The following is a 25,995-nucleotide window of genomic DNA, read 5'->3' as shown; positions in this document are numbered from 1 at the left end:
AGAGGCCCGTCCGTGCCCGGACGGGCCTCTTCGGCTCTACGCCGCACGGCCGAAAACGTTCTGCGCAGAGGCCAAGGTCGCCTCGGCGGCCCGCGCCTCCTGCGCCCGGCGGATCTGTCGGTCGATCCTGAGGTCTCGTGCATGCCCGATGAGCGAGGGAAGCGCGAGAAGGGCGAAAAGGAACGCTACAGCCAGAAGGTTCACGAATGTGTTCATGGCTCTACTGTCGGTCGGCGGGCGAAGATTTGTGAGTGGCAGGACTGTCACCGTTCGTCGAATTACTGCCACACTGGCGGCATGCTGAAAAACGTGGCCGTCGCGCTCGTCGACGGAGTGAACCCCTTCGAACTCGGCGTGCTCTGTGAGGTCTTCGGCATTGACCGCAGCGATCAGGGGCTGCCTGTCTACGACTTCGCGGTCTGCGGCATCGAGCAGCGCGAACTCTCGTCCCGTTCGGGTGCGTTCACCATCAACGTCCCGCACGGCCTCGATCGGCTGGAGGAGGCGGACCTGATCTGCGTGCCCGCTGATCAGCACTGCGAGTCCCGTACGTACCCGGAGCCGCTGCTGGCAGCCTTGCGCAGGGGCGTCGAGCGCGGGGCGCGGGTACTGAGTGTCTGCTCGGGGGCCTTCGTGCTGGGTGCGGCGGGGCTGCTGGACGGACGGCGGTGCACCACCCACTGGCGGCACGTGGACGAGCTGGCCCGGCGGTTTCCGCTGGCCAGGCTGGAACCCGACGTGCTGTACGTCGACGAGGGCCCCGTCATCACCTCGGCGGGCACCGCCGCCGGCATCGATGCCTGTCTGCACGTGGTGCGCCAGGAGGACGGGCCCGAGGTCGCCAACGCCATCGCGCGGCGCATGGTGGTGCCGCCGCACCGGGACGGCGGGCAGGCCCAGTACATCGAGCGGCCGGTGACGACGGGGGGCTGCGACACCGTCGGCGAGGTGCTGGCCTGGATGGAGCGCAACCTCGAACAGGAGCTGACCGTCGAGCAGTTGGCGGCACGCGCCCATATGTCACCGCGCACCTTCGCCCGCCGCTTCCAGCAGGAGACCGGCACCACTCCGTACCGCTGGGTGCTGCGGCAACGCGTGCTCCTGGCCCAGCAGTTGCTGGAGGCGACGGACGAGACGGTCGACGCGGTCGCGGGCCGGTCCGGGTTCGGTACGGCGGCGGGGCTGCGCCACCACTTCCTGCGCACCCTGGGGACCACCCCGCACGCGTACCGCCGGACCTTCAGAGGCCCGGCGCGCGCGGCGTGATCGGCGTAACTGGGGGGGCGAGTACTAGTCGTTGGGGACGGTCTCGTAGCGGGGGGTGCCCTCTTCCATCTGCTTGAGGGCGGCCTTGCGCTCCCGCTTGGAGAGGCGGTCGATGTAGAGACGGCCGTAGAGGTGGTCCGTCTCGTGCTGGAGGCAGCGGGCGAAGTAGCCGGTGCCCTGGACGGCGATCGCTTTGCCCTGGGCGTCCTGGCCGCGTACCACCGCGTAGTCGGGGCGGGCCAGCTCGGCGTAGGCGGTGGGCACGGAGAGGCAGCCCTCGTTGGAGTCGTCCAGGACACGGCGGTCGGCGGGCAGCTCGTCGAGGACCGGGTTGATCACGACGCCGGTGTGGCGGACACCGTCGTCGTCGGGGCAGTCGTAGACGAAGACCTTGAGGTCGACGCCGATCTGGTTGGCGGCGAGGCCGACGCCCTCGGCGGCCTTCTGGCTGGCGAACATGTCGTCGATGAGGGAGGCGAGCGCGTCGTCGAACTCGGTGACGTCCTTGCACTCGCGGTGCAGGACGGGGTTGCCGACGACCGTGATCGGGCGGGCCGTACCTCGCTCCCGGTACGCCAGCTCACGCGCCTCGCAGTCCTCTGTATCGACCACGAACTCCGTGCTGACCTGCTCGTCGACCTGCTGCTGCTGCGCCATGTCCGCCGTACGCCTTCCTCAAAACCCGTGTCGCTTGCCCGTACAGCGTACGTGCCCCGGCTCAGCACACCTCTTCGAGATCCCGCCACTCCCGGCTGTCCGGACTGTCCGCGACCCATCCGTCGAGCAGGCCGCGCACCAGCCCGGGCGGGGCGGCGAGGCCGCACTCGCGCTCGGGAACCCACAGGTCGCCGTTGGTGCGGTGGCCGAGCGGTCCGGGATGTCCGGGCTCGCTGTGGTCGTGCGGGTCGAGGTGCTGTTCGCCGTCGCCCTCGTCGGAGGGCATCTGAGACTCCGAGCAGGACCTGCACAGCAGGCGTACGGACGACGACCAGTCCTCTGCGGCGAAGCCGGCGTCGGCCGCCAGCCGCTCCAGGGCGTCCCGGTCGGCCTCGGTGGCCGCTTCGAGCAGCACCACCCAGGTCGGCACCGGGGAGGGCGCCCAGAGCTCGATCTCGTCGAAGACCGGGAAGGACGGGCCCGCGGCCGTCACCCGCTCGCCGTGCGGGACGCCGTCGTGCAGCACGACCTCGCCCCAGCGCCGTCCCGAGGAGGGCAGCGGAATGGAGAGCACCTCGATGCGTGCGGGGTCCAGCCTGCGGCCCCACACCACCTCCGCCTCGCCCTCGGGGGACAGCCGTACGGCCGCGCTCCCCAGCTCCATGCCGAGCGGTTCCCCGTTCTCCGTCGGTGCGCCGGGCACCTTCAGCCCGTACGCCTGCCAGGCCCGCCGCGCGAGCGGCCAGTCCTGGAGGGCAGTGGCGGCGATGCCGACGTTCCACCAGTCGGGGGCGCCCGTCTCGCGGTCGAGCAGCGCGACGGCGCGCAGGCCCGCGGCGCGCGCCTGGTCCCAGTCGTGCCGGAACTTGTGCAGCAGCGCCAGATTGAACCAGGACTCCGAGAGCCAGGGTTCGAGATCCGCCGCACGTGTCAGCAGCGCCCCCGCGTCCTCGTACCGACCGTCGCCGATCAGCGTGAACGCGCGGTCGGTGGCCTGCCGCCACGAGGCGGAGGGCCGATGCCGTACCTTCCCGAAGATCCTCACGATTCCCGCCTGCCGGTTGGCTCACTTCCCCTGCGCGGCCGTGCCGTCAGGGGCTCTCTTCGCATCCAACCATGCCCGGTCGGAGGCCCGCTCATTACCCACTGGTTACCCCGGCGGGGGCAGGGCGACTCCGCGGGCGAGGACGCGTGCGAGAGACTCGACGACCTCGCTCTGATAGTCGTGCCCGGTGCCCGACCTGAGGCGCTCCAGAGCGCCCAGTGGACCGCCCGGCCCTCCTCCGCATTCCCCCGACAGGTCGACGTACGCATTGACGGTGCGGACGATTCTGGCGGTGAGCGGCTGCTCGCGGTACGGGTCGGCCTGCCGTTCCACGACGTCGGCGACCTCCGTCGGGACCCCGGTCTGCCGTACGACGGCTCCGCCGAGCAGCGCGATGCGGCGCTGGTCGGCCACGGGGAGGGAGGCGGTGGCCCCGGCGGGGACGGGATCGACGAGCGAGAGCTGTCCGATGTCGTGCATCAGGGCCGCGTACTCCAGGAGCGTCAACTGTTCTCCGGAGAGCCCGAGTTCACGGCCGACGGCCTCGGCGAGGGCGGCCACCCTACGGGCATGGCCGGGGAGGGTGTAGCCGGCGATCTCGGTGCTGCGGGCCAGCGAGGCGATGGTCTGCCGGTAGGTGGCTCTGACCTCGGCGTACCGCCGGAACGACAGCTGGGTCAGCAGCAGCGGAACGCAGATCACCGGCAGCGCCCACAGCCCGGCCACGGCGACCGCCAGCGCGATCACGACGCCCGAGGCGCACACGGCCGCGCCGACGCCGCGCAGCGCACGCACCTCGTCGCGGAGCAGCGGGCCGTACGGGTGGCCGGTGCGGGCCTTGGTGAGGGCGGCGGCGAGGACGGCCTCGCAGAGCCCGGTCAGGGCGAGCAGCACCAGCAGGAGCAGGGCAAGGCCGGGGCCCTGGCCCACCCTGTTCTCCACCACGCCGGAGTTGTAGAGCGGCTGGAAACACGCGGCGGCGAACGCGACGGTGAGCACGCGCCGGACCGGCTGGTCGAGCCGGGGGCCGGAGGTGTGGAGGCGGTGGCGGAGGGGGGTGCGGTTGCGGGGGTGGATAGGGGTGCGGGTGCGGGCGTGCAGCAGCTGGGGCGCGGAACCGACCGCCAGCGCGCCCGCGCTCACCGCGACGACCTGCAGTACGCCGTGAGTGGTGGGGATGCCGGCGCAGTGCCCGAGCAGTGCGTACGCGAGCGCGCCTGCGGTGCTGAGGGGGGCGTGGGCGTGGCCCGCGGTGTCGCTCCCTGTCCGGTGGGTCAGTTCGCCCGTGCAGATCAGGGCGGCGAAGGCGAGCGCGATGCCGGGTTGCTGGGGGCCGTGGCGGAGCGTACTGCCGACGGCGACGAGGACGAGCAGAAGAGCGGCACCCCGCACGACCGCCGCAAGCCCGAGCCCCCGTAAGCGCGCCCGCTCAGACCACCCCCACGCCACCGCACACCCCCCGCACATCAGCCCCCACCCGCACCCGAGCGGCCTGCCACACCAGCCCCCTCGGGCGGCGGGGCCACTGCCACGCCGGCCCCCACGCCAGCTCTCTTGGGCGGCGGGGTCGCCCCTCGGGGGCGGAACGGCCGGGCAAGGGGGCGGCCCCCGCCGGAGGTACATCCCCGGCCGTACGCCCCGCCACTGCCCACGGACGCAGCCCCGCACCCGGACGCGGCCCCGGTCCCGGCCCGTGCCCCGCACACTGACGCGCAACGCGATCCCCCCTCACGGCCTCCACCCCCGCCGTCCCACCCAAGGCGGCACGTTTCCCCGCTGTCCCACCAGCAACGACGCCCGCACACCCCGCGGCGCCGCATCCCCGCCGCCCACCTCGGCACCCGCACCCGCACTTTCCGTCTCCGCGCCGCCATCCGCACTGCCCACACCCGCCCCCGCACCGGTGATCCCAGCCCCCCACTCGTCCGCCGTGACCACCGGATTCCACCCCTCCTTCTCCAGGGCCGCCACCAGCGCCGCCACCATCCGCCCGTCGAACTGCGCCCCCGCACACTTCTGCAGCTCCGCCACCGCCGCCGCCACCGGCCGGGCCCGCCGGTACGACCTGGTCGACGTCATCGCGTCGAAGGCGTCGGCGACCGCGACCACCCGCGCGAACTCCGGGATCCGGTCACCGGCCAGCCCGTACGGGTAGCCGCGGCCGTCGACCCGCTCGTGGTGGTGCAGGATCGCCGCCCGCGCCTCGCCGAGGAATCCGATCCCGCGCACCATTTCGTGCCCGTACTCGGGGTGGAGTTCGATGACCCGTCGTTCCTCGGGCGTCAGCGGCCCGTCCTTGCGCAGGACGCGCGTGGGTACGCCGATCTTGCCCACGTCGTGCAGGATTCCGGCGATGCGGAGCACCTCCCGCCGCTCTTCGTCCATGCCCAGTTCGGCGGCCATCATGGCGGCGGCCCGCCCCACCCGTTCGCTGTGACCGCGTGTGTAGCGGTCCTTGAGGTCGACTGCCTGGACGAGGGCCCTGATCGTCGTCTGGTGGGCCTCGTGCTCCCGTTGGTACTGGGCGAAGACCCAGCAGGACAGGTACATCGGGAGGAGTACGAAAAGGGCGGCCGGCGGCCCGTAGGGACTGCGCCACAGCACCGCCGTCATCAGTCCGGCCAGCCCGTGCACACAGTGCGGGGCGAGTGCCCGCAGGAAGAGTCCCCGCCAGGCCGTCCGTACGCCGATCCGCTCGGCGGTGACCAGGATCGCGCCGTCGAGGAGGGCCAGTACGCCGCAGAACGCGAGCACCGCGGCTCCGGCGGGCAGCAGCACGTACGGAAGTGCGGAGGCCTGTCCGAGCCCGGAGGGCGCGCCCGGGGCCGGGGACCGCCCGTCCAGCACCGTGAACATCCATGACCCCGCCCACACCGCGACCGCGAGTTCCGCGGCCCGCCACAGGCGCCGCACGCCCTCCGGCCGACGGCCCACTCGCCCGAGGAGCGCTCCGGGCACGGCGACGAGGGCGGCGGCGGACGGCGGCAGCAGGAAGACGGCGGCGAGCGGTACGGGGAAGAAGGCTCCGGCCGGACCCATGTGCGCGAGGAGGCGGCACCGGGTCAGCAGCTCGCAGGCCGCGTACAGGACCGCCAGCAGCACGACCGCGTCCCAGGGGGTGCGGCGATCAAGGCCGGTCAGGACGCACAGCCCCGCGACGAGGACAACGCACAGGACGCAGGCCCGTGCTCCCGCCGGTAAGGCTCGCACCTGTTCCCCCGCACCCCTTCGGTTCGCCGCCAAATCGTGCGCCACGCTAGCGATTCGGGTGCCGCACAACGCGCGAAGGCCGCCGGTTCCCCCCATCGAGTGACGACGATCGGGAACCAGCGGCCTACGACCGCACGTTGTGTGAGCACACGCGCGGACATGCCGTTCGCATGCGAGTGCACGAGGCGCGCGGACGCGCGGGGATCAAGGGGAGTTCGTACGACGTGCCCCTACGGCGTGTGCGCACGGACACGCTCGCACGGCGGGGCGTGAAGACCCGCTCGTACGGCCTGTACGGATGACGTGCTCGTACGGGTGTTACTGCTTGGCCTGCTCCGTGGCGGCGGCCGACACGGCGTCGGGGGCCGGTCCCGTTCCGGACGACAGGTCCGCGGGCACCTCCGGTGCGAGGAGGTCGGGGGAGGTCACGTCCTGCTCGGGCACGGCCTGACCGGCCCGGATCAGATCAATGCGTCCCAGCACCTTCGACCGCAGGTCCGTGGGCACGTCGTCCGACCCGCAGCACCGCTTGACCAGCTTCTTCACGGCCTGTTCGAGGCCGTACTTCTCCAGGCACGGCGAGCACTCCTCGAAGTGCTCCTCGAACTTGGTGCACTCACCGTCCGGCATCTCTTTGTCGAGAAACTCGTAGAGATGGTCGAGGACCTCAGAGCAGTCCGTCTCGTGCGGATCTCCGCAGCTCATGAGCCCGAGCCTTTCACGTCGTTCGACTCCCCGGACGCGGACGCGGCGCCGGCCGGCACCAGTCCCCGGTCCCGGGCGTAGTCCTCCAGCATGCCGCGCAGCTGGCGGCGTCCCCGGTGCAGCCGGGACATGACCGTACCGATCGGTGTCCCCATGATGTCCGCGATTTCCTTGTAGGCAAACCCCTCGACATCGGCGAGATACACCGCGATCCGGAACTCCTCCGGGATGGCCTGGAGCGCCGACTTCACGTCCGAGTCGGGCAGGTGGTCCAGCGCCTGCGACTCGGCGGAACGCAGTCCGGTCGACATGTGCGACTCGGCGCGGGCCAGCTGCCAGTCCTCGATCTCCTCGGAACCGCTGCGCAGCGGTTCGCGCTGCTTCTTCCGGTAGGAGTTGATGAACGTGTTGGTGAGGATCCGGTAGAGCCAGGCCTTGAGGTTGGTGCCCTCACGGAACTGGTGGAAGGACCCGTACGCCTTCGCATACGTCTCCTGCACCAGGTCCTCCGCGTCCGCGGGATTGCGCGTCATGCGCAGCGCGGCGGAGTACATCTGGTCGAGGAAGCCCAGCGCATCCCGCTCGAAGCGCGCATTGCGCTCGGCGGTGGTCTCCTCCGCGTGGCCGGCTTCGGTCCCTGCGTCGGTCCCAGTGACCGGACCCACCTCCTTCAGCGCCGTGGCGAGCCCGAATGCGGACCCACTCGACTCGGAGGATAGACGACTACCCTGCTTGCCCGCCGCCTGAGCGGGAACGGTCTTCGCCGCCGAAAGCACCGTCCACTCCAGGTCAGAGGCTTGCGGGCGACGTGGGCAGATGGTGGAACCCATGCGGCGAACTCCCTCTCGTTTCTACGTCCGACGCAGGTGACAACAGGGTGACGCCGCACAACATTCCCGACCCTTACGACAGAGGGGGCCCGGTGGCTCCTCTCACTTCCCGATGCGTGCCGTCCACTCCCGTACGCCGGCCGTGAGAACGGCGAGCGCCTCGTCCTGGGTGAGGTCGGCCCGCTTGGGCACCGCGAAGCCGTGGTCGCCGTGCTCCACCTGGACGAGCTCGAAGCCCCCGTCCCGCGGAAACTCCTCCGGGCGCCCGAACGGGTCCCTGGCGCCCTGTACGACCAGGGTGGGCACTCCGGCCCCGGTCAGCTCCGCCTCGCGGGACTTCTCGGGCCTGCCCGGAGGGTGCAGGGGGAAGCTCAGGGCGAGCACGGCCAGGGCGCCCAGTTCGGTCGCGGTCCGGCAGGCGACCCGGGCTCCGGCGCTCCGCCCGCCGGCGACGACGGGTACTCCGGCGCCGGCCAGTTCCGGCCACACACCACGCCATCCGACGTCGAGCGTCTTCGGCGCGGGGGCGACCTTCTTGCCTGCCACCCGCCAGGGCTGCTCGACCAGGGCGACACTCACGCCGTCGGCGGGGAGGGCGGCGGCGAGCGCCTGGAGGTCCCGGGCCTCGACGCCGCCGCCTGCGCCGTGCCCCAGCGCCAGCACGGTCCGCGGGGCATGCCCGCCCTGGGCCTCGTACCAGTGCACCCGCGCCCCACCGGCCCCGGTCTCCACGTCCACCACTCGCACCATCCCCCCATCCTGCCGCCCCCCGCCCCAGCCCACGCACAACGCCGCACCGTCCTGGCCCGCAGCCCCGACCTCACGTCAGCCCCCTTGGGCGGCGGGGGCGCCCCCGGGGGCGCGTGGGCACCTCCCTGCACGAGCGAAGCCGAGTGCTCGGGAGAGGGCGGGCAAGGGGGCGGGCGCCCCCACCGGACGTGCCCCCGCCCTACGCCCGCCCCGTCAGTTGGGCCCCGCCGGACGCCCTCGCAGCCCCCTCAGAACAACGTCCCCACCTCCGCCCCCTCCAGCTCCCCCAAAAGCTCCGGCCCGTTGTTCCGCACATTGCTCACCGCCGTCCCCACCGGATAGGCCCGCACCGACCCCGCCGAAGGCGGCACCAGCAGTTCCCGGGCCTCCTCCACCGCGGTGAGCGACGGGTCCAGCCACGCGGCCCACTTGTCCGGCGTCAGCATCAGCGGCATCCGGGGGTGGATCTCCGCCAGCGAGGACGGTCCGCCCTCCCCCGCCGGCCCCCCGGACAGCGGCGTGGTCTCGGCCTCCGTCGTCACCACCGAGCACGTCGTCCACCAGGCCATCGGGTGCTCGTCGGGCAGGGTCCGGTCCCGCCAGAACTCGTAGATCCCGGCCATCGCCATGACGGACCCCTCCGCCGGGGTCACGAAGTACGGCTGCTTGCGTGCCCGCTTCTTCTTGCCCTCCTCCTCCAGGCCCCGCTCGGCGGCCCCCGTCACCCACTCGTAATAGCCGTCCGCCGGCACGATGCACCGCCGCGCGGAGAACGCCTTGCGGAACGACGGCTTCTCGTGAATCGTCTCGGCCCGCGCGTTGATCATCCGTGCCGCGCCGTCGGGCGACTTCGACCACGAGGGCACCAGCCCCCACCTGAGCATCCGCAGCTGCCGAACCGGGCGCGGGTCCTCCGCGTCTTTCACCGGACGTTCCAGAACCACCGGCACCGTCTTCGTCGGCGCCACGTTCCAGTCCGGCACGAAGCTCTCGGCCGGATCCCACTTCTCCACCTGGAAGAGTCCTGCGAGGTCTTCGGCCCCGCGGCTCACCGCATACCGTCCACACATACTTGTCACACTGCCACGCCCGTACAGCCCTCAAGGAGCCGCCCGAAAAATGGACACCCACAATCTCGGCGCCTCCGACCTCGGATCCCTCTGGGACCGTCTGACCGGCACCCAGCCCGACCCGCAGAACTGGCTGTTGTACGCGACGGCCGCGCTCGCACTGATCGCCGTCGTTCCGCACCCCCTGTGGCGGCTGACGCGCAACGCGATCACCATCGCCCACGAGGGCGGCCACGGGCTGATCGCGCTGCTCACCGGCCGCACGCTGACCGGCATCCGGCTGCATTCGGACACCAGCGGGCTCACCGTGAGCCGTGGCAAGCCGACCGGCATCGGCATGATCCTGACCGCCGCCGCGGGCTACACCGCGCCACCGCTGCTGGGGCTCGGCGGGGCGTGGCTGCTGGCCGCCGACCACATCACGCTGTTCCTGTGGGTCGCGACGGCACTGCTCCTGGCGATGCTGGTGATGATCCGCAACGCGTACGGGGTACTCACGGTCGTCGTCACGGGTGCGGCGTTCGTCCTGGTGTCCTGGCTGGCCGGCCCGGACGTGCAGGCGGGCTTCGCGTACACGGCCGTGTGGTTCCTGCTCCTGGGTGGTGTGCGCCCCGCCTTCGAACTCCAGTCGAAGCGGCGGCACGGCGGTGCGCCCGACTCCGACGCCGACCAGCTGGCCCGCCTCACCCACGTACCGCCGCTGCTGTGGCTCGCCATGTTCCACGTCGTGTCGCTGTGCGCGCTGCTCGGCGGCGGCCGGTGGCTGCTGGGGCTCTGACGGTCCGGGAGCCCGGCGGCGCCCGGAGCCGGGTGATGCTGTGCGTTGCAGGGTGCAGAGCGGGCGCCGGCTCGTGTTCGCTCGGATTGCGTCCCGGTATCCGCACATTTGATCAAAATCCGCGCCCGCCGAGAGCCACTAAAGTGAAGGCCATGACCGAAAGCGCCGTGCACCCTGCCCTCTGGCCCGCCCCCTACGCGAGCGGGGCCGTCGACGCGACGGTCACCGTGCCCGGCTCCAAGTCGGTCACCAACCGTGCGCTCGTGCTGGCCGCCCTCGCTGCCGAGCCGGGCTGGCTGCGGCGCCCGCTGCGTTCCCGCGACACCCTGCTGATGGCTGAGGCGCTGCGCGCGATGGGCGTCGGTATCGAGGAGGGGGTGGGTCCCGACGGCTCCGGCGAGGCGTGGCGGATCATTCCGTCGGGGCTGCACGGGCCCGCCACCGTCGACGTCGGCAACGCGGGCACGGTCATGCGTTTCCTGCCGCCGGTCGCCGCCCTCGCGAACGGCCCCATCCGCTTCGACGGCGACCCGCGTTCGTACGAGCGCCCGCTGGGGGCGGTCATCACCGCGCTGCGCACCCTCGGCGCCCGCATCGACGACGACGGCCGGGGGGCGCTGCCCCTGACCGTGTTCGGCGGCGGTGCCCTGGACGGCGGTGTGGTCGAGATCGACGCGTCGTCGTCGTCCCAGTTCGTGAGCGCGCTGCTGCTGTCCGCACCGCGCTTCAACCTGGGCGTGGAAGTACGGCACACCGGGCCCACCCTTCCCTCGCTCCCGCACATCCGGATGACCGTCGACATGCTGCGCTCGATCGGTGCGCAGGTCGACACTCCCGAGTCCGGGGGCGAGGCGAACGTCTGGCGGGTGGCCCCCGGCGCACTCCTCGGCCGCGACCTCACGGTCGAGCCCGATCTGTCCAACGCGCAGCCGTTCCTCGCCGCGGCCCTGATCACCGGCGGCCGGGTCACAGTGCCGAACTGGCCGACGCACACCACGCAGCCCGGCGACGCGCTGCGGGAGATCTTCACGGCGATGGGCGGCACGTACGAGCTGACCGACGGCGGGCTGACGTTCACCGGCACCGGCACCGTCCACGGCATCGACTGGGACCTGAGTGAGGTCGGTGAGCTGACGCCGGGCATCGCCGCGGTGGCCGCCCTGGCCGACTCCCCGTCCACGCTGCGGGGCGTGGCGCACCTGCGTCTGCACGAGACGGATCGCCTCGCCGCGCTGACGCAGGAGATCAACGGCCTCGGCGGTGACGTCACCGAGACCGCCGACGGCCTGCACATCCGCCCCCGCGCCCTGCACGGCGGCACCTTCCACACGTACGACGACCACCGCATGGCGACCGCGGGGTCGATCCTGGGCCTGGTCGTGCGGGACGTGCGGATCGAGAACGTGGGGACGACCGCCAAGACGCTGCCGGACTTCCCGCAGATGTGGTCCGACATGCTCGCGGGCAACTGACGGCCGGACGGGAACACCATGCGTCGTTACGGCAAGAACCCCGACGAGGACGACATCCGCGTCCGCCCCAACCGCAAGGGCAACCGCCCGCGCACCCACATCCGGCCCAAGCACGAGGACGCCCAGGAGGGCATGGTTCTCACCGTGGACCGGGGGCGCCTGACCTGCCTCGTCGAGGGCCGTACGGTCATGGCGATGAAGGCCCGTGAGCTGGGCCGCAAGGCGGCGGTCGTGGGCGACAGGGTGATGATCGTCGGGGATCTGTCGGGCACCAAGGACACCCTCGCCCGCATCGTCCGTATCGAACCGCGCAGCTCCGTCCTGCGCCGCACCGCCGACGACGACGATCCGTTCGAGCGGGTCGTCGTCGCCAATGCCGACCAGCTCGCCGTCGTGACCGCCCTGGCCGATCCGGAGCCGCGCCCCCGCATGATCGACCGCTGCCTGGTGGCAGCGTACGACGGGGGTCTGACACCGCTGCTTGTCCTCACCAAGTCGGACCTCGCCTCCGCCGATGAGCTCCTGGAGATGTACGTGCCGCTGGGCGTGCCGTACATCGTCACGAGCCGTGCGGAGCTGGAGAACGGGGCGGCGAGCGACGTCGTGCGCGAGCACCTCGACGGGAAGATCACCGCCTTCGTCGGACACTCCGGCGTCGGCAAGACGACGCTGGTCAACACCCTCGTCCCGGCGGACCGCAGGCGCACCACCGGGCACGTCAACGCGGTCACCGGCCGCGGTCGGCACACCACCACCTCGGCGCTCGCACTGCCCCTGGCGGGAGACGCCGGCTGGGTGATCGACACTCCGGGCGTGCGGTCCTTCGGCCTGCACCACGTGGACCCCTCGCGCGTCCTCAACGCGTTCCCGGACCTGGAGCCGGGCACGGAGCAGTGCCCGCGCGGCTGCACGCACGACGACAGCGCGCCCGAGTGCGCCCTGGACAAGTGGGTCGCGGACGGGCACGCGGACCCGGCCCGGCTGTATTCGCTGCGCCGGCTGCTCGCCACCCGGGAGCGGCGCGAGGGCGACTGAACCCTCGGCATTCGCCCCTGCGTCCCTTTGGTTGAAGGCATAATCGCACCGAGCGAGACCAAGCAGTCACCGACTCGGGCCGACAAGGGAGACACTCACATGGCGTGGCTGCTGGTGGTGGTCGCCGGAATCCTGGAAACCGGCTTCGCCGTCTGCCTGAAGCTGTCCCACGGCTTCACGAGACTCTGGCCGACGATCGCCTTCGGGGCCTTCGCCCTGGGCAGCTTCGGCCTCCTCACGCTGGCCCTGAAGAAGCTGGACGTGGGTCCGGCGTACGCGGTCTGGACGGGCATCGGCGCGGCGGGCACGGCGATCTACGGGATGGTCTTCCTCGACGACGTCGTCTCCACCCTGAAGTTGGTGTCGATCTCCTTCGTCATCATCGGCGTCATCGGCCTGCAGCTCTCCGGCTCCGCGCACTAGTCCCCGCGTCAGTCCCTCCGGGTGGCGGCCACCAGACCGCGCACCAACTCCGCCACCGGGCCGTCCTCCGGGCGGCCGGGAGCCACCACCCAGGACACCGCCACCCGGAGGACCGCCTCACAGGGCAGCCCGTCCCCCAACACCTCCCGTGTCCGGTCCCGTACGAGCGTCAATAGCGCCGCCGCGTCGGGTGCCCCGCCGTCCGCCCGCTGCTGTGCCGGTCCGGCCGCGGCGGCGGGGATCCCGCGTGCGGCCCGCCCCGAGGGCAGCCGTTCCGACCAGCAGCCACTGAGCAGGGCCCGGACCAGGGGATTGGCGCGGGCCGCCCGTACGATCCACTCGGCCACTCCCGTGAGCCGGTCCGCGTCGGAACCGGTGCGGTCGGCGAGGATGCGGTCCACTTCGGCCAGGAAGGCGTCCGCCTCCCGCCGCACCAGGGCCCGCGCCAGCCCGTCCTTGCTGCCGAACTCGTTGTAGAGGGTCTGCCGGGACACCCCTGCCGCCGCGGCCACGTCGACCATCCGTATCGCCGTCCAGGGCCGCACCGCGAGCGTGGTGCGGGCGGCGTCCAACAGGGCTTCTCGGGCAGTGGGCACAGCATCGCCTCCCGGCTGCCAGCGTTGACGGCACCTCACGAACTGTCAAGGGTGCCTGCGCGCGACGGCACGCCCGGCCCGGCACCGGCCTGCCGCTGCGGTCCCGTAGGGGCCCTGCCCGATTCCGCTCGATACTGTGGTGCCCATGCCCGACTATCACGATGACCTGCGCCTCGCCCATGTCCTCGCCGACGCCGCCGACGCCCAGACCATGGACCGGTTCAAGGCCCTGGACCTCAAGGTCGAGACGAAGCCGGACATGACGCCGGTGACCGAGGCCGACAAGGCGGCCGAGGAGCTGATCCGGGGCCAGCTGCACCGCGCCCGTCCGCGCGACGCGATCCTCGGCGAGGAGTACGGCCTCCAGGGCACAGGACCGCGCCGCTGGGTGATCGACCCCATCGACGGGACGAAGAACTACGTGCGCGGCGTTCCCGTGTGGGCCACGCTGATCTCGCTCATGGAGGCGGGCGAGGGCGGTTACCACCCGGTCGTCGGAGTGGTGTCGGCGCCCGCGCTGGGCCGTCGCTGGTGGGCGGCGAAGGGCGGCGGCGCGTACACCGGCCGCAGCCTGACCTCCGCGACCCGGCTGCAGGTGTCGAAGGTCCCGCAGATCGCCGACGCGTCCTTCGCGTTCTCCTCGCTCGCCGGCTGGGAGGAGCAGGGCCGCCTGGACGGCTTCCTGGACCTGACCCGGGCCTGCTGGCGCACCCGCGGGTACGGCGATTTCTGGCCGTACATGATGGTCGCGGAGGGTTCCGTGGACATCTGCGCGGAACCGGAACTCTCCCTCTGGGACATGGCCGCGAACGCGATCATCGTCGAGGAGGCGGGCGGCCGTTTCACCAGCCTGGACGGCGTCCGCGGCGTCGAGGGCGGCAACGCGGCGGCGTCCAACGGACTGCTCCACGACGAGCTGCTGGGGTACCTCAACCAGCGGTACTGAGTTCACCGAGGGGCGCGTGGCGTTTCGTCGCGCGCCCCTCAACTTGCCTCTGACTGCCTCTTGTTGACCCCTCGCGGGGCTGCCACTCTGAAAGTTCACTCACTTGTGAACTTGTGAATCCGTTCTCGTGCGGACTCACTCCCAGGAGGTGGCTGTTCTCCATGCTCGTCCGCGACGCCATGAGCACCATGGTCCTCACCATCGGCCCCGCCCACACCCTCCGTCAGGCCGCCCGACTGATGTCCGTCCGTCACGTCGGCGCCGCCATCGTCCTCGACCACGACACCAGCGGCCTCGGCATCCTCACCGAGCGCGACGTGCTCAACTGCATCGGCGCCGACCAGGATCCCGACCTGGAGACCGCCGGCTCCCACACCACCACCGACGTCGTCTTCGCCTCCCCGTCCTGGACCCTGGAGGAGGCCGCCGCCGCCATGTCGCACGGGGGCTTCCGCCACCTGATCGTGCTGGACGACGACCACGGCGAGCCGATAGGCGTCGTCTCGGTCCGCGACATCATCCGCTGCTGGGCCCCGAGCCACCGCCATCCGGCGTCCCTGGCGGGCTGAGCGGCTCCTGACCCTACGGAGAGCGGCTCCTGCCCGTACGGAGAGTCGGAGTGGACCCACGCACAGGCCGGTGGGCCGGGCCCCCAGGGGAACCCGGCCCACCGGCCGCACCACTCGTACTTCGCGCCGAACTACTTGCTGCGCAGCTCCTGGACAGCGGCGTCCAGCCGCTTGCCGAAGTCGCCGTCCGCCTGGCGGAAGTTGTTGACCGCGCGCTCGGCGATGTCGTCGCGCGACACCTTCGAGATGAACCCGGCGAGGTTCTCGATCAGGCGGCCCTTCTCGTCCTCCGACATGAGGCGGTAGAGGTTGCCCGCCTGCACGAAGTCGTCGTCCTCGGCGTGGGACGGGGCCTCGTGGTTGCCCGTCGCACCTGCCACCTGGACCGGCTGCCACAGCGGCACGCCCGTCTGGGCGGGGCCGCCGAAGCTGTTCGGCTCGTAGTTCTTGGCGCCGTTGTGGCGGCCGTCGTACAGGTAGCCGTCACGGGAGTTCGTGCGCGCCTCGGTGGCGTGCGGGCGGTTCACCGGCAGGTGGTCGGCGTTGATGCCGACGCGGTAGCGGTGGGCGTCGCCGTACGCGAAGAGACGGCCCTGGAGCATCTTGTCCGGGGACGGGCCGATGCCCGGCACGAAGTGCGCGGGGCTGAAGATCGACTGCTCGACCTCGGCGAAGATGTTCTGCGGGTTGCGGTTGAGCTCCAGCTTGCCGATGTCGATCGGCGGGTAGTCCGCGTGCGGCCACACCTTGGTGAGGTCGAACGGGTTGAAGCGGTACGTGGCCGCGTCGGCCGCCGGCATGATCTGCACCTGCACGGTCCAGGACGGGAACTCGCCGCGTTCGATGGCCTCGCGCAGGTCGCGCTGGTGGCTGTCGGGGTCCATGCCGGAGAGCTGGTTGGCCTCGTCGGTGGTGAGGTTCTTGATGCCCTGGTCGGTCTTGAAGTGGTACTTGACCCAGAAGACCTCACCCTGGGCGTTGTTCCACTGGTACGTGTGCGAGCCGTACCCGTTCATGTGGCGCAGCGTCGCCGGGATGCCGCGGTCGCCGAAGAGCCAGGTCACCTGGTGGGTCGACTCCGGGCTCAGACCCCAGAAGTCCCACACGTTGTCGGCTTCCTGCGAGCCCGTGTACGGGTCGCGCTTCTGCGTGTGGATGAAGTCCGGGAACTTGATGGCGTCCTTGATGAAGAAGACGGGCGTGTTGTTGCCGACGAGGTCGTAGTTCCCCTCCTCCGTGTAGAACTTCAGCGCGAAGCCGCGCGGGTCACGGACGGCGTCCGCGGAGCCCAGGTTCCCGGCGACCGTGGAGAAGCGCAGGAAGGTCTCGGTCTGCTTGCCGACCTCGGAGAGGAACTTGGCGCGCGTCCACTGCGAGACGTCGCGGGTGAGCGTGAAGGTGCCGTACGCACCGGCGCCGCGGGCGTGCACGACACGCTCCGGGATGCGCTCGCGGTTGAAGTGCGCGAGCTTCTCCAGCAGCGCCTGGTCCTGGACGAGTACGGGCCCGCCGACACCGGCCGTCTCGCTGTTCTGGTTGTCGGCGACCGGCGCGCCGGCCTCGGTGGTGAGCGGTCCCTGCGACGTCACGTGCGCCTCCTGCGTCATTACTGACAGTTCCTGTCCTCGGTCTATCGCTTTTCCTGATCCTACAATGGACACTGTCTAAGTCAAGCGGGCATCCAGATTCACATCCGTTCGGGACTGAGTCCCCTCCCTGTTAGGCTGGAAGACATGAGCGACCTTCTTGAACGACTGCGCGGGCGGGGCTGGCGCATGACCGCGCAACGCCGCGTCGTGGCCGAGGTCCTCGACGGGGACCACATGCATCTGACCGCCGACGAGGTGCACGCACGCGCCGTCGACAAGCTGCCGGAGATCTCCCGCGCCACGGTGTACAACACCCTCGGCGAGATGGTCTCCCTGGGCGAGGTCATCGAGGTCTCCACGGACCACCGCGCCAAGCGCTACGACCCCAACGCCCACCGCCCCCACCAGCACCTGGTGTGCGCGAGGTGCGGCGCCATCCGTGACGTGCACCCCGCGGGCAACCTGCTCGGCGACCTGCCGGACACGGAGCGCTTCGGCTTCACCATCTCCGACGTGGAAGTCACGTACCGGGGCATCTGCCCGAACTGCGCGTAGCCGCCGGGCGCGGGCTCTCGCCCGGCTCGGCTCGCACCACGAAAACGACCTGAGGCCCGGAACTCTTTCGAGTTCCGGGCCTCAGGTCTGCACTGCTTCTTCAGTAGCGGGGACAGGATTTGAACCTGCGACCTCTGGGTTATGAGCCCAGCGAGCTACCGAGCTGCTCCACCCCGCGTCGGTAGACCCAACCCTACGTCGCACCCCCGACCAGCGCAAATCGTTTCCGCGCCACCGCCCGGAGCCGGACGCCCGCGCCGCCGGCCGAGCCGGATGCCCGACCGCCGGCCCGTTCCGAGCAGGCTGTCCCCGCCGCCCTCCGGAGCCGGTGCCGGCAGCGGGTCCTACGCGGTCAGCTCCTGGTGCAGCGCGTCGCGCAGCCTCGCCGCCCGCTCCGCCACCTCCGCGGGCCCCAGCTCCACCGCCCGTACGCACCACCGCTCGCCCTCGCCCAGCTCGCCCCGCCGGGCCGCCAGCAGCGCCAGCCGCAGCGCCGCCCGGCCGTGCCCGGCGTGCGCGGCCCTGGTCCACCACAGCTGCGCCTCCGACTCGCGTCCTTCGCGCGCCAGCAGCAGCCCCAGGTTGAAGGCGCCGCCCAGGCTCCCCGCCTCGGCCGCCTCCCGGTACCACTTCGCCGCGCCCGCCATGTCGCCGCGCCCGGCCGCGAGCATCCCCACCCGCACCTGCGCGCGCCGGTGCCCCTGCTCGGCGGCCCGCTCGTACCACTCCTCGCACTCGGACTTCTCGTCGACGGACTCACCGAGGACGGGGGGCCCGGACGGCGGCTGACGGGCGTCCAGGAGCATCCCCAGCCGGAAGGCGCCCTCCGCGCTGCCGCCGCCCGCCGCGCGCCGCAGGTGCGCCTCGGCCTCGCGTTCGTCGCCGTCCCTGAGCAGGGCGATGCCGACCTGGAGGGCCGCTTCCGTGTGCCCGGCCGCGGCGGCCCGCTCGTACCACTCCAGGGCGGCCCGCTCCTCGCCGCGGCCGGCGTGCAGGATGCCCAGGTTGAAGGCGGCGTCCACACTGCCGGCCTCGGCGGCCTTGGAGAACCAGGGCTCGGCACCGGACGCGTCACCGCCCTGCAGCAGCAGGATGGCCAGCGCGTTGGCGGCCTCCCGGTGGCCCGCGTACGCGGCACGCCGGTACCACTGCTCCGCCTGCGCCGTACGCCCCTGGGCCGCGCACAGCAGCCCCAGGTTGTACGCGCCGTTGATGTCGCCGGCGTCCAGGGCGGCCCGGTACCAGCGCTCGGCGGTCTGCTGCTCGCCCCGCGCGGCATGCCGGGCCCCCAGGGCGTTGGCGGCGTTCCCGTCGCCCTCCTGGGCCGCTCGCAGCCACCACACGGCGGCGCTCTCCTCGTCACCGGCGTCGCGCAGCAGGAAGCCCAGCGCGCACGCGGCGCGCGGCTCGCCGTCCTTGGCGGAGGTCAGGTACCAGCGCCCGGCCTCCTTGAGCTCGCCCCGGGCCTCCAGGATGACGCCGAGGTGCAGGGCTGCCCTGCGGTGCCCGCGTGCGGCGGCCTGCCGGTACCACTGCTCGGCCTCCAGCGCGGGCGGCTTCTCGCCGGGGGCGGTGGAGGAAGTGCGCAGCATGCGGGGGTCGGTGTCCCAGGTGATGCCGCGCCGGTTGGCGACGTCGGCGGCGGGTCCGCCGCCGGTGGGGGTGCCCGCGCGGCGGTCGAGAAGCCGGGCCAGCCGGTACGCGGCCTCGCGGTGCCCCTGCTCGGCGGCGGCCCGCAGCCAGCGCTCCGCCCCGACGTCGCCCCGGTGTTCGAGGAGGTCGGCGAGGGCGTAGGCGCCCAGGGCGTGGCCGTGTTCGGCGGACTGGCGCAGCCAGTACTCGGCGGCGGGTTCGTCGCCGCGTTCGCGGAAGTGGCGGCCCAGGGCGTGGGCGGCGGCCGCGGAGCCGGCCACGGCGGCGATCCGCCACCATCCCGCGGCCTCCTCGGCGTATCCGCGCTGGTGCAGCAGAACGCCGAGGTTGTTGGCGGCGGCCCGGTCGCCCTCGGCGGTGGCCGCGCGCAGGTAGGGCTCCGCGCCGTCCAGGTCGCCGCGGCGCAGCAGAAGGGCGCCGAGGACGCTCATGGACTCGGTGTCGCCCTCCTCGGCAGCGTGCCGGTGGCGTGCCTCGTCCTCCGCCGTGGCGGTGTCGGTGCCTTCGTCGGCCCGCCGCAGCTCCACACGGTCTGTGTCAACCCGCCCTGTCTCCAACAGAGTTGCCCTGTCCCCCATAGTTTTCATCGTCGCACCACCCGCAACCCGGGTACACCTGGTATACCGCAGCCATTGAGGTCACTTCAGCGTTTTGTCGACATGCCCACAGGGCGACAAGTCAAACACATACGGTGTACGGACATACGACGAGGGCCCGGATCCTCAATGGATCCGGGCCCTCGTCTGTTCAGTAGCGGGGACAGGATTTGAACCTGCGACCTCTGGGTTATGAGCCCAGCGAGCTACCGAGCTGCTCCACCCCGCGTCGTTGTTTTCCCACCGTACCACGGTGCGGGGTGGAGCCCTTTTCCGGCCGGCTACTGCTCGTTCCCGGCGATCAGTCGCTCTTCGGTGGATCCTTCGGGTCCGCCGGAACCTTGGGGTCGGCGGGAGCCTTGGGGTCCTGCTTCGCCGGCGGCGCCGCCTTCTGGGCGTCGGCCGCCCGCACCAGCGCCTCCTGGAGCTTCTCCTGGGCCTTGCCGTAGGCCACCCAGTCCTGCGGCGTCTTCTGGAGGGCCTTCTGGCCCTCCTCGTACGCGGCGGTGGCGTCCGTGATGGCCTTCTGGAGGTCGGTGCCGGCGGCGGGCGGCCTGGTCGTGCCGTCGCCCTTGTCCGGCGGCGTCTCCGCGCCCTGCTCACCGAAGACCGCGTTCAGCGCCTCGGCGAGACTGTCCTTGAAGACGGTCTCCTTGCCGTACGAGACGCCGACCTTCTTCAGCAGCGGGTACTGGGCGTTGTTGCCCTGCGCGTACACCGGAGTGACGTACAGGAACCCGTCGTTGAGCGGGATCGTCAGCAGGTTGCCGTACTCGATGTCCGAGTTGGCGCCCTTGGTGTTGCGGACGAACTCCGTGACGTCGGGGTTGGTGCTCAGCCGGTTCTGCACCTGCTGCGGACCCAGTACGTCACCGGTGACCCGCAGAAGCCTTATGGTGCCGTAACTCGGGCTGGCCGCATCGGCGTCGACCGCCATGAACCCGCCGAGGTTGGGGCGTCCGTTGGGCGTGAAGGTCGTCGTCAAGGAGAAGTTCTGCTCCGTGTCGCCGGGCATCTTCAGGCTCAGGTAGTACGGCGGCACGGCACCCTTGGCGGTGGTCGTCGGGTCGTCCGGGACCTGCCAGGCGTCGGAACCGCTGTAGAACTGCTTCGGCTCCGTGACGTGGTAACGGGTGAGCAGCTCGCGCTGGACCTTGAACATGTCCTGCGGGTAGCGCAGGTGCTCCTTGAGCACGGCCGGGATCTTGCTCTTGTCCTCGACCGTGCCGGGGAAGGCCTTCTGCCAGGTCTTGAGGACCGGGTCCTTCTCGTCCCACTCGTAGAGCTTGACCGAGCCGTCGTAGGCGTCGACGGTGGCCTTCACCGAGTTGCGGATGTAGTTGACCTGGTTCTGCTGGGCGACGACGGCGCGCTGGTTGGTGGTCAGCGAGTCCGTCGTGGTGTCACCGAGCACGGTGCGCGACGCGTACGGGTAGCCGTTCGTCGTCGTATAGGCGTCGACGATCCACTGGATGCGGTCGCCGATGATCGCCGGGTAGGCGTCGCCGTCGATGGTCAGCCACGGGGCGACGGCCTCGACGCGCTGCTTGGGCGTGCGGTTGTACAGGATCCGCGAGCCGTCGCCGATGGCACCGGAGTACAGGATCTGCGGTTCGCTCATGGTGACGGCGTAGGCCGCACGGTTGAACGGGTTCGAGAGGCTGACGCCGCTGTTGCCCTTGTAGCTGGTGGTTTTGGTGGGCTCGCCGTTCTTCTCGTAGTCGAGCTCCCGCTGCGGGCCACCGACGATCGAGTACTGCTCGGTCTTCTCGCCGTAGTAGATCCGCTGCTCGTACTTGGCCTTCTCGCTGAGCACGCCACTGGACGGCAGGCCCGACTCGGTGAACTCGGGGCCGCCCTCGTTGTCCGCGTTGACGGAGGTGCCCTTGGCGCTCACCGCGCCGTAGCCGTGCGTGTAGTAGAAGTGGTCGTTGATCCAGTTCCGCTTCGGGATGCCCTTGAGGTCGAGCTCGCGCAGGCCGATGACGGTGTCCTGGCCGTTGTAGCGGTCGACGTCGAGGGTCTGCGGGAACTGGTAGTACTTCCGCTCCTGCTGGAGCTGGCGGAAGGTCGGCGACACCACGTTCGGGTCGAGCAGGCGGTAGCTGGCCGCCGTGTCGGCGTCCTTGCGCAGCTTCGCGTTGTCGCCGTTGTCGCCCGCGCCCTTGTAGTCGGTGACCTTGGCGCCGTCGATGTCGTAGGCCTTGCGGGTCGCCTCGATGTTCTTCTTGATGTACGGGGCTTCCTTGGCCTGCTCGTTCGGCTGGACCTGGAACTTCTGCACGATCGCCGGGTAGAGCCCGCCGATCAGGATCGCCGAGAGCACCATCAGGCCGAAGCCGATCACCGGCAGCTGCCAGGTGCGGCGCCACAGCGTCGCGAAGAACAGCACGGCGCAGATGACGGCGATGCAGAACAGGATCGTCTTCGCCGGAAGGTAGGCGTTGGCGTCGACGAAGCGCAGGCCGGTCCAGTTGCCGGTGGCCTTGAAGTCACTGGACTTCACGGCCAGCCCGTACCGGTCGAGCCAGTAGGCGACGGCCTTCAGCGTGACGAACACGCCGAGCAGGACCGAGAGGTGGCCGGTGGCGGCGGCGGTCGCGCGGGCACCGGGGCTGGTCAGGCGCAGCCCGCCGTACAGGTAGTGCACCAGGGCGGCGGCGATCAGCGAGACCACCACGGCGGCGAAGCCGAAGCCGAGCAGGAAGCGGTACCAGGGCAGGTCGAACGCGTAGAACGCGACGTCCAGACCGAACTCCGGGTCCTTCTGCCCGAACATCGTTCCGTTGACCCACAGCAGCCAGGTGCGCCACTGTCCGGCGGCGGACGCGCCCGCGATCAGCCCGACGAGGGCGGTGACCGCGATCAGCACCCACTTCTTGTACGGTGCCAGGCCCATCCGGTAGCGGTCGAGGCTCTGCTGCTCCATCGACATGGCGCTCAGCGGCGGCCGCAGCCGGTGCGCCAGCCAGATGTTCACACCGACGGCTGCGGCCATGAGGAGACCGAAGACGGCGAACAGGCCGATCTTGGTCCACAGAGTGGTGGTGAAGACGGACGAGTACTTGACCGATCGGTACCAGAGCCAGTCCGTCCAGAACCCCGCGAACATGACGAACGCCATGGCCAGCACGGCCAGTACGCCCAGTGTCATGAGCAGGGTCCGGGCACGCCGGGAAGGCCGGCCCACTCTGATCCGTGGCCCGGTCGGGCCTCCGCCGCGGTCCGGCATCTGGAAAGCCAACGTGCGCACCTCGAAGTTCGCTGTTTTGTACGGAGCGTATGGGTGAAGCGGTCGTGTGGAGCGGTCGTACCGGCCCCGCGGTCGCAGGGCCGTACCTATGCAACTTACTGAAGCTTTACTCAGTTCCCGCTTTGGGGGCCGAAGGAGGCAGGATATTCACCATGTCCAACTCCTCCCCCTCAGACCACACCCCTCCGATGCCCGCGCCGGGTACGCCGATGGCGGCGAGCCCACTGACGCGCGCCGCGCTGGAAATCGACGAGTACGCGTCCGGCCTCGGCTGGGACAAGCCCGCACGGCTGTTCGCCCTGGTCGACACGGCGAAGCTGCGCAAGCAGGAACCGGGGCTCGCCTCGCAGCTCGGCATCGACGCGGCGAGTGCCGCCGGGTACACGCCGATCGAGCAGGAGGAGATTCCCCGCGGCAAGGCGCTGGACGAGTTCCTCGGCACGATCGCCTGGCCCGACGCGGTCGTCGGCTGTGCGCTGACCGTGGAGCGTCTGATGCTGCCCCCGTCGGCGGAGGCGTCCGTGCCGGAGGGGATGAAGGGCAAGCAGCTCACCCAGTGGGTGGCCGCGCACCCGGACCGGCAGGAGGTGCGGATGACGGTGGCCGTGCTGCGCGGCGGGGCCCGCGAGTCGGCGATCCGGCTGCGCGAGAAGGACTCGCCCAACGAGGTGCTGACGGGCCCCGACCTGGTGCCGGGACTCGCCGAGGCGCTGGCGGCGACCTTCGAGTCGTAGCGCGGTGGCCGGTCGGCCCGTTCCTCGTGCGGACTTCGCCGGGACACGCATGTCCTGACATGCAGGGGCGGCCGGTCAGCCCGTCGAGCACTTCGGCAGGCCGGCCGTGTCGCCCTTCTTGATGCCTTCCATCGACTTGACCGCGTCGTCGAGGGTGTCCACCCGCACGAGGGTGAGGCCGTCGGGGACGTCGGCGGCGGCCGTCGCGCAGTTCTCCTTCGGCGTCAGGAAGTACTGGGCGCCGGCCTTGCGCGCGCCGACCGTCTTCATCTGGATGCCGCCGATCGGGCCGACCTTGCCCTTCTCGTCGATCGTGCCGGTGCCGGCGACGAACTTCCCGCCCGTCATGTCGCCCTCGGTGAGCTTGTCGACGATGCCGAGCGAGAACATCAGGCCCGCACTAGGACCGCCCACGTCGGCCAGCTTGATGTCGATCGTGAACGGGAAGGTGTGATCGGTCCCGGCCTGGATGCCGACGATGGCCCGTCCGTTGTCGTCTGCCTTCTTCGTCGTCACGGTGATCTTCTCGGTGGCCGTGGGCTGCGCCCTGTGCGCCTTCTCCGCGGCGGCCGCCTCCTTGGCAGGCACGACGGTGAAGACCACCTTCTCCCCGGGCTTGCGCTGCGTGACGATCTTGGCGACGTCGCCCGGCTCCTCGACCTTCCGGCCGTCCACCTCACGGATCACGTCGCCCGCGTGCAGCTTGCCCTGGGCGGGGCTGTCCTTGACGACGCTCGCGACGACCACGCGCGTGGCGACCGGGAGCTTCAGCGCCTTGAGGGCGGCGACCTTCGCGGTCTCCTGGGACTGGGTGAACTCCTCGGCGTTCTCCTGGGTGGACTGCTCCTCGGTCTTGCCGTCCGGGTAGAGCGTGCTGTGCGGGACGACGATGCTGTCGTGCGCCAGCCAGCCGTAGACCGTCTCCATCAGGTTCATCCGGTAGTCGGCACCGGTGACGCGGACTGTCGTCATGTTGAGGTGACCGGACGTCGGGTACGTCTTGCGCCCGGAGATCTGCAGCACGGGCTCGCCACCCGCGTCGCCCAGGGTGTTCACCGTCGGCCCCGGGGACATCTCCGAGTACGGGACTTTGATGAGGACGCCCGCGCAGAGAAGCGCGATCAGGACGAGGGTGGAGGCGAGCATCGTCGCTGTGCGGCGTGGCATGGAACGACAGTACGGGACGGGTCCGGACGTGCACCGCTGGGGCCGGTCCGTACGGGGCTGGGGCCGGTCCGTACGGGGCGCGGGCGCTTGCCTCGGCTCTCTCGTACGGAACGGGACACATCGACCGGTACGCCTCAGGCGGCGTCGGAACCGGGATGCGACTTCTGCATGGCGTCGCGGAATTTCTCGTAGCCCGCGAGTTCGGCGACATCGCCGGTGGTGCGGTTTCGAGCAGCCCAGCTTCCCCATATCGCAGCACCGACAGCTGCGAAAAGCGGAATCAGCAACCAGGCGAGAGCAGCCATTCCGACCTCCTGACCCAGTGAGCGACCGCTGAACAACCCGAGCGATCGCAGCCAGCCGATCAGCAGATTAACCATCCGCTGCCTCAACGCTCGGGCCAGGGGTCGGGTTACGCAAATCGGGGCGCTTGCCGGCGGGGGGGTTTATGCGGGTTCCGCCCGCGACGGCACCTCACAGGACAGGATCCACCCGCCCTCCCGCCGCCACTCGACGACGGCGACGCGCCGACCCGCCCTCCCGTCGCCCGACCGCCACCCCTCGACGACGGCGCTACGCGCCGACCCATTCCTCTGCCCCGTCGGAGAACTTCTGGTGCTTCCAGATCGGCACCTCGTGCTTCAGGTCGTCGATCAGCATGCGGCAGGCGTCGAAGGCCTCCCCGCGGTGCGGGCAGGAGACGGCCACCACGACCGCGAGGTCGCCCACCGCGAGGTCGCCGACGCGGTGGACGGCCGCCAGGGCCCGTACCGGGAACTTCGCGACGACCCGCTCGGCGACGCGGCGCAGCTCGGCGTCCGCCGTCGGGTGGCAGGAGTAACCGAGCGCGTCGACGTCGGCGCCGCCGTCGTGGTTGCGCACGGTGCCGACGAACAGGGCCGTGCCGCCCGCCGCGTCCTCGCCGACGGCCCGGAACACCTCGTCCAGGGAGAGCGCGGTGTCGCGGATCGCGAGCAGCCGGATCGGGTCCGGCGCCGCCTGTTCGCCCGGGTGGGCGGCGGAGTCGGGAGTGGAGCCGTCGACGGGGGTGCTGGGGGTGCCTGCCATAGGGCCATCGTGCCGTACCGCGCCGTCG

At 71.1% G+C, this 25,995-nt stretch carries 25 protein-coding genes and 2 tRNA genes; 9 read left to right on the top strand and 18 right to left on the bottom strand.

Features of this window, described 5'->3' with window-relative positions:
- Positions 1-36 precede the first annotated feature (36 nt).
- Complete coding sequence (locus HNQ79_RS19605) at positions 37-216, bottom strand: hypothetical protein (RefSeq protein ID WP_185032843.1); 180 nt, start codon at positions 214-216, stop codon at positions 37-39.
- An 81-nt stretch (positions 217-297) separates the two neighbouring features.
- Between HNQ79_RS19605 and HNQ79_RS19600 the strand changes: the two genes are divergently transcribed.
- Positions 298-1,266 (top strand): helix-turn-helix domain-containing protein, encoded by a 969-nt coding sequence (locus tag HNQ79_RS19600; RefSeq protein ID WP_185032841.1) that lies wholly within the window; start codon positions 298-300, stop codon positions 1,264-1,266.
- A 24-nt stretch (positions 1,267-1,290) separates the two neighbouring features.
- On the opposite strand, the gene def is transcribed toward HNQ79_RS19600, so the two are convergent.
- The 8 genes from def to HNQ79_RS19560 all read right to left on the bottom strand — a co-directional run bounded on the left by def (position 1,291) and on the right by HNQ79_RS19560 (position 9,533).
- Positions 1,291-1,923, bottom strand: a complete 633-nt coding sequence (gene def, locus HNQ79_RS19595; protein ID WP_185032838.1) for a peptide deformylase — start codon at positions 1,921-1,923, stop codon at positions 1,291-1,293.
- 61 nt (positions 1,924-1,984) lie between these two features.
- Positions 1,985-2,968, bottom strand: coding sequence for a tetratricopeptide repeat protein (locus HNQ79_RS19590; RefSeq protein ID WP_185032836.1), 984 nt, complete (start codon positions 2,966-2,968; stop codon positions 1,985-1,987).
- Between the two features lie 105 nt (positions 2,969-3,073).
- Positions 3,074-4,360, bottom strand: coding sequence for an HD-GYP domain-containing protein (locus HNQ79_RS19585; protein ID WP_229923710.1), 1,287 nt, complete (start codon positions 4,358-4,360; stop codon positions 3,074-3,076).
- A gap of 336 nt (positions 4,361-4,696) precedes the next feature.
- Positions 4,697-6,178, bottom strand: a complete 1,482-nt coding sequence (locus tag HNQ79_RS19580) for an HD-GYP domain-containing protein (protein ID WP_229923709.1) — start codon at positions 6,176-6,178, stop codon at positions 4,697-4,699.
- 318 nt (positions 6,179-6,496) lie between these two features.
- Complete coding sequence (gene rsrA, locus HNQ79_RS19575; RefSeq protein ID WP_185032830.1) at positions 6,497-6,883, bottom strand: mycothiol system anti-sigma-R factor; 387 nt, start codon at positions 6,881-6,883, stop codon at positions 6,497-6,499.
- Positions 6,880-7,548 carry a sigma-70 family RNA polymerase sigma factor gene (locus tag HNQ79_RS19570; protein ID WP_190012350.1) on the bottom strand — a complete coding sequence of 223 codons (669 nt, stop codon included), beginning with the start codon at positions 7,546-7,548 and terminating at the stop codon, positions 6,880-6,882. Before HNQ79_RS19570 ends, rsrA begins: the two co-directional genes overlap by 4 nt.
- A 267-nt stretch (positions 7,549-7,815) precedes the next feature.
- Positions 7,816-8,463, bottom strand: a complete 648-nt coding sequence (locus tag HNQ79_RS19565; RefSeq protein WP_185032828.1) for an alpha/beta hydrolase family protein — start codon at positions 8,461-8,463, stop codon at positions 7,816-7,818.
- Between the two features lie 248 nt (positions 8,464-8,711).
- The gene (locus HNQ79_RS19560) at positions 8,712-9,533 is read right to left on the bottom strand and encodes an SOS response-associated peptidase (RefSeq protein ID WP_185032826.1); all 822 of its coding nucleotides are present in this window, start codon (positions 9,531-9,533) and stop codon (positions 8,712-8,714) included.
- A gap of 49 nt (positions 9,534-9,582) precedes the next feature.
- Here HNQ79_RS19560 and HNQ79_RS19555 point away from each other — a divergent pair, with 49 nt between their 5' ends.
- The 4 genes from HNQ79_RS19555 to HNQ79_RS19540 all read left to right on the top strand — a co-directional run bounded on the left by HNQ79_RS19555 (position 9,583) and on the right by HNQ79_RS19540 (position 13,241).
- The gene (locus tag HNQ79_RS19555; protein ID WP_185032824.1) at positions 9,583-10,311 is read left to right on the top strand and encodes a M50 family metallopeptidase; all 729 of its coding nucleotides are present in this window, start codon (positions 9,583-9,585) and stop codon (positions 10,309-10,311) included.
- A 152-nt stretch (positions 10,312-10,463) separates the two neighbouring features.
- Complete coding sequence (aroA, locus tag HNQ79_RS19550) at positions 10,464-11,783, top strand: 3-phosphoshikimate 1-carboxyvinyltransferase (protein ID WP_185032822.1); 1,320 nt, start codon at positions 10,464-10,466, stop codon at positions 11,781-11,783.
- Positions 11,784-11,801: 18 nt separating this feature from the next.
- A complete protein-coding gene (rsgA, locus tag HNQ79_RS19545; protein ID WP_185032820.1) occupies positions 11,802-12,818 on the top strand; it encodes a ribosome small subunit-dependent GTPase A in 1,017 nt (338 codons plus the stop codon).
- Between the two features lie 99 nt (positions 12,819-12,917).
- On the top strand, positions 12,918-13,241 hold the full coding sequence (locus tag HNQ79_RS19540) for a DMT family transporter (RefSeq protein ID WP_185032818.1): 324 nt from the start codon (positions 12,918-12,920) through the stop codon (positions 13,239-13,241).
- A gap of 8 nt (positions 13,242-13,249) precedes the next feature.
- Here the strand turns inward: HNQ79_RS19540 and HNQ79_RS19535 are convergent, their stop codons facing one another.
- Entirely contained in the window at positions 13,250-13,837 is a 588-nt protein-coding gene (locus tag HNQ79_RS19535; protein WP_185032816.1) for a TetR/AcrR family transcriptional regulator, read from the bottom strand.
- A 145-nt stretch (positions 13,838-13,982) separates the two neighbouring features.
- Here HNQ79_RS19535 and hisN point away from each other — a divergent pair, with 145 nt between their 5' ends.
- Positions 13,983-14,783, top strand: coding sequence for a histidinol-phosphatase (gene hisN / locus HNQ79_RS19530; protein WP_185032814.1), 801 nt, complete (start codon positions 13,983-13,985; stop codon positions 14,781-14,783).
- Between the two features lie 161 nt (positions 14,784-14,944).
- A complete protein-coding gene (locus HNQ79_RS19525; protein ID WP_185032812.1) occupies positions 14,945-15,352 on the top strand; it encodes a CBS domain-containing protein in 408 nt (135 codons plus the stop codon).
- Between the two features lie 131 nt (positions 15,353-15,483).
- Here HNQ79_RS19525 and HNQ79_RS19520 read toward each other — a convergent pair whose 3' ends face one another.
- Positions 15,484-16,959 carry a catalase gene (locus tag HNQ79_RS19520; RefSeq protein ID WP_185032810.1) on the bottom strand — a complete coding sequence of 492 codons (1,476 nt, stop codon included), beginning with the start codon at positions 16,957-16,959 and terminating at the stop codon, positions 15,484-15,486.
- Between the two features lie 126 nt (positions 16,960-17,085).
- Between HNQ79_RS19520 and HNQ79_RS19515 the strand changes: the two genes are divergently transcribed.
- A complete protein-coding gene (locus tag HNQ79_RS19515) occupies positions 17,086-17,496 on the top strand; it encodes a Fur family transcriptional regulator (protein ID WP_185032808.1) in 411 nt (136 codons plus the stop codon).
- 104 nt (positions 17,497-17,600) lie between these two features.
- On the opposite strand, the gene HNQ79_RS19510 is transcribed toward HNQ79_RS19515, so the two are convergent.
- The 4 genes from HNQ79_RS19510 to HNQ79_RS19495 all read right to left on the bottom strand — a co-directional run bounded on the left by HNQ79_RS19510 (position 17,601) and on the right by HNQ79_RS19495 (position 22,977).
- Positions 17,601-17,674: transfer RNA gene (locus HNQ79_RS19510), tRNA-Met, on the bottom strand.
- Between the two features lie 166 nt (positions 17,675-17,840).
- A complete protein-coding gene (locus HNQ79_RS19505) occupies positions 17,841-19,736 on the bottom strand; it encodes a tetratricopeptide repeat protein (protein ID WP_185032806.1) in 1,896 nt (631 codons plus the stop codon).
- A 164-nt stretch (positions 19,737-19,900) separates the two neighbouring features.
- Positions 19,901-19,974: transfer RNA gene (locus tag HNQ79_RS19500), tRNA-Met, on the bottom strand.
- A 72-nt stretch (positions 19,975-20,046) separates the two neighbouring features.
- Positions 20,047-22,977, bottom strand: coding sequence for a UPF0182 family membrane protein (locus HNQ79_RS19495; protein WP_185033191.1), 2,931 nt, complete (start codon positions 22,975-22,977; stop codon positions 20,047-20,049).
- A 173-nt stretch (positions 22,978-23,150) separates the two neighbouring features.
- Here HNQ79_RS19495 and HNQ79_RS19490 point away from each other — a divergent pair, with 173 nt between their 5' ends.
- Positions 23,151-23,732, top strand: a complete 582-nt coding sequence (locus HNQ79_RS19490) for a PPA1309 family protein (protein ID WP_229923708.1) — start codon at positions 23,151-23,153, stop codon at positions 23,730-23,732.
- A 75-nt stretch (positions 23,733-23,807) separates the two neighbouring features.
- On the opposite strand, the gene HNQ79_RS19485 is transcribed toward HNQ79_RS19490, so the two are convergent.
- The 3 genes from HNQ79_RS19485 to HNQ79_RS19475 form a co-directional block, all read right to left on the bottom strand.
- Positions 23,808-24,899: a YlbL family protein gene (locus HNQ79_RS19485; RefSeq protein ID WP_185032802.1), complete on the bottom strand. Its 1,092-nt coding sequence runs from the start codon at positions 24,897-24,899 to the stop codon at positions 23,808-23,810.
- A gap of 134 nt (positions 24,900-25,033) precedes the next feature.
- On the bottom strand, positions 25,034-25,279 hold the full coding sequence (locus HNQ79_RS19480) for a hypothetical protein (RefSeq protein ID WP_185033249.1): 246 nt from the start codon (positions 25,277-25,279) through the stop codon (positions 25,034-25,036).
- Positions 25,280-25,472: 193 nt separating this feature from the next.
- Positions 25,473-25,967 carry a molybdenum cofactor biosynthesis protein MoaE gene (locus tag HNQ79_RS19475; RefSeq protein ID WP_185032800.1) on the bottom strand — a complete coding sequence of 165 codons (495 nt, stop codon included), beginning with the start codon at positions 25,965-25,967 and terminating at the stop codon, positions 25,473-25,475.
- Positions 25,968-25,995 lie beyond the last annotated feature (28 nt).

The organism is Streptomyces candidus (assembly GCF_014207445.1).
GTDB lineage: Bacteria > Actinomycetota > Actinomycetes > Streptomycetales > Streptomycetaceae > Streptomyces > Streptomyces candidus.
The sequence above is the reverse complement of the archived record's forward strand: the minus strand, read 5'-3'. Positions and strand labels throughout refer to the sequence as shown.

Excerpts from the sequence above, each read along its gene's own strand:
- HNQ79_RS19605 (WP_185032843.1), bottom strand. The coding sequence starts at position 216 with ATGAACACATTCGTGAACCTTCTGGCTGTAGCGTTCCTTTTCGCCCTT.
- HNQ79_RS19600 (WP_185032841.1), top strand. The coding sequence starts at position 298 with ATGCTGAAAAACGTGGCCGTCGCGCTCGTCGACGGAGTGAACCCCTTC.
- def (WP_185032838.1), bottom strand. The coding sequence starts at position 1,923 with ATGGCGCAGCAGCAGCAGGTCGACGAGCAGGTCAGCACGGAGTTCGTG.
- rsrA (WP_185032830.1), bottom strand. The coding sequence starts at position 6,883 with ATGAGCTGCGGAGATCCGCACGAGACGGACTGCTCTGAGGTCCTCGAC.
- HNQ79_RS19565 (WP_185032828.1), bottom strand. The coding sequence starts at position 8,463 with ATGGTGCGAGTGGTGGACGTGGAGACCGGGGCCGGTGGGGCGCGGGTG.
- HNQ79_RS19560 (WP_185032826.1), bottom strand. The coding sequence starts at position 9,533 with ATGTGTGGACGGTATGCGGTGAGCCGCGGGGCCGAAGACCTCGCAGGA.
- HNQ79_RS19555 (WP_185032824.1), top strand. The coding sequence starts at position 9,583 with ATGGACACCCACAATCTCGGCGCCTCCGACCTCGGATCCCTCTGGGAC.
- aroA (WP_185032822.1), top strand. The coding sequence starts at position 10,464 with ATGACCGAAAGCGCCGTGCACCCTGCCCTCTGGCCCGCCCCCTACGCG.
- rsgA (WP_185032820.1), top strand. The coding sequence starts at position 11,802 with ATGCGTCGTTACGGCAAGAACCCCGACGAGGACGACATCCGCGTCCGC.
- HNQ79_RS19540 (WP_185032818.1), top strand. The coding sequence starts at position 12,918 with ATGGCGTGGCTGCTGGTGGTGGTCGCCGGAATCCTGGAAACCGGCTTC.
- hisN (WP_185032814.1), top strand. The coding sequence starts at position 13,983 with ATGCCCGACTATCACGATGACCTGCGCCTCGCCCATGTCCTCGCCGAC.
- HNQ79_RS19525 (WP_185032812.1), top strand. The coding sequence starts at position 14,945 with ATGCTCGTCCGCGACGCCATGAGCACCATGGTCCTCACCATCGGCCCC.
- HNQ79_RS19520 (WP_185032810.1), bottom strand. The coding sequence starts at position 16,959 with ATGACGCAGGAGGCGCACGTGACGTCGCAGGGACCGCTCACCACCGAG.
- HNQ79_RS19515 (WP_185032808.1), top strand. The coding sequence starts at position 17,086 with ATGAGCGACCTTCTTGAACGACTGCGCGGGCGGGGCTGGCGCATGACC.
- HNQ79_RS19505 (WP_185032806.1), bottom strand. The coding sequence starts at position 19,736 with ATGAAAACTATGGGGGACAGGGCAACTCTGTTGGAGACAGGGCGGGTT.
- HNQ79_RS19495 (WP_185033191.1), bottom strand. The coding sequence starts at position 22,977 with ATGCCGGACCGCGGCGGAGGCCCGACCGGGCCACGGATCAGAGTGGGC.
- HNQ79_RS19490 (WP_229923708.1), top strand. The coding sequence starts at position 23,151 with ATGTCCAACTCCTCCCCCTCAGACCACACCCCTCCGATGCCCGCGCCG.
- HNQ79_RS19485 (WP_185032802.1), bottom strand. The coding sequence starts at position 24,899 with ATGCCACGCCGCACAGCGACGATGCTCGCCTCCACCCTCGTCCTGATC.
- HNQ79_RS19480 (WP_185033249.1), bottom strand. The coding sequence starts at position 25,279 with ATGGTTAATCTGCTGATCGGCTGGCTGCGATCGCTCGGGTTGTTCAGC.
- HNQ79_RS19475 (WP_185032800.1), bottom strand. The coding sequence starts at position 25,967 with ATGGCAGGCACCCCCAGCACCCCCGTCGACGGCTCCACTCCCGACTCC.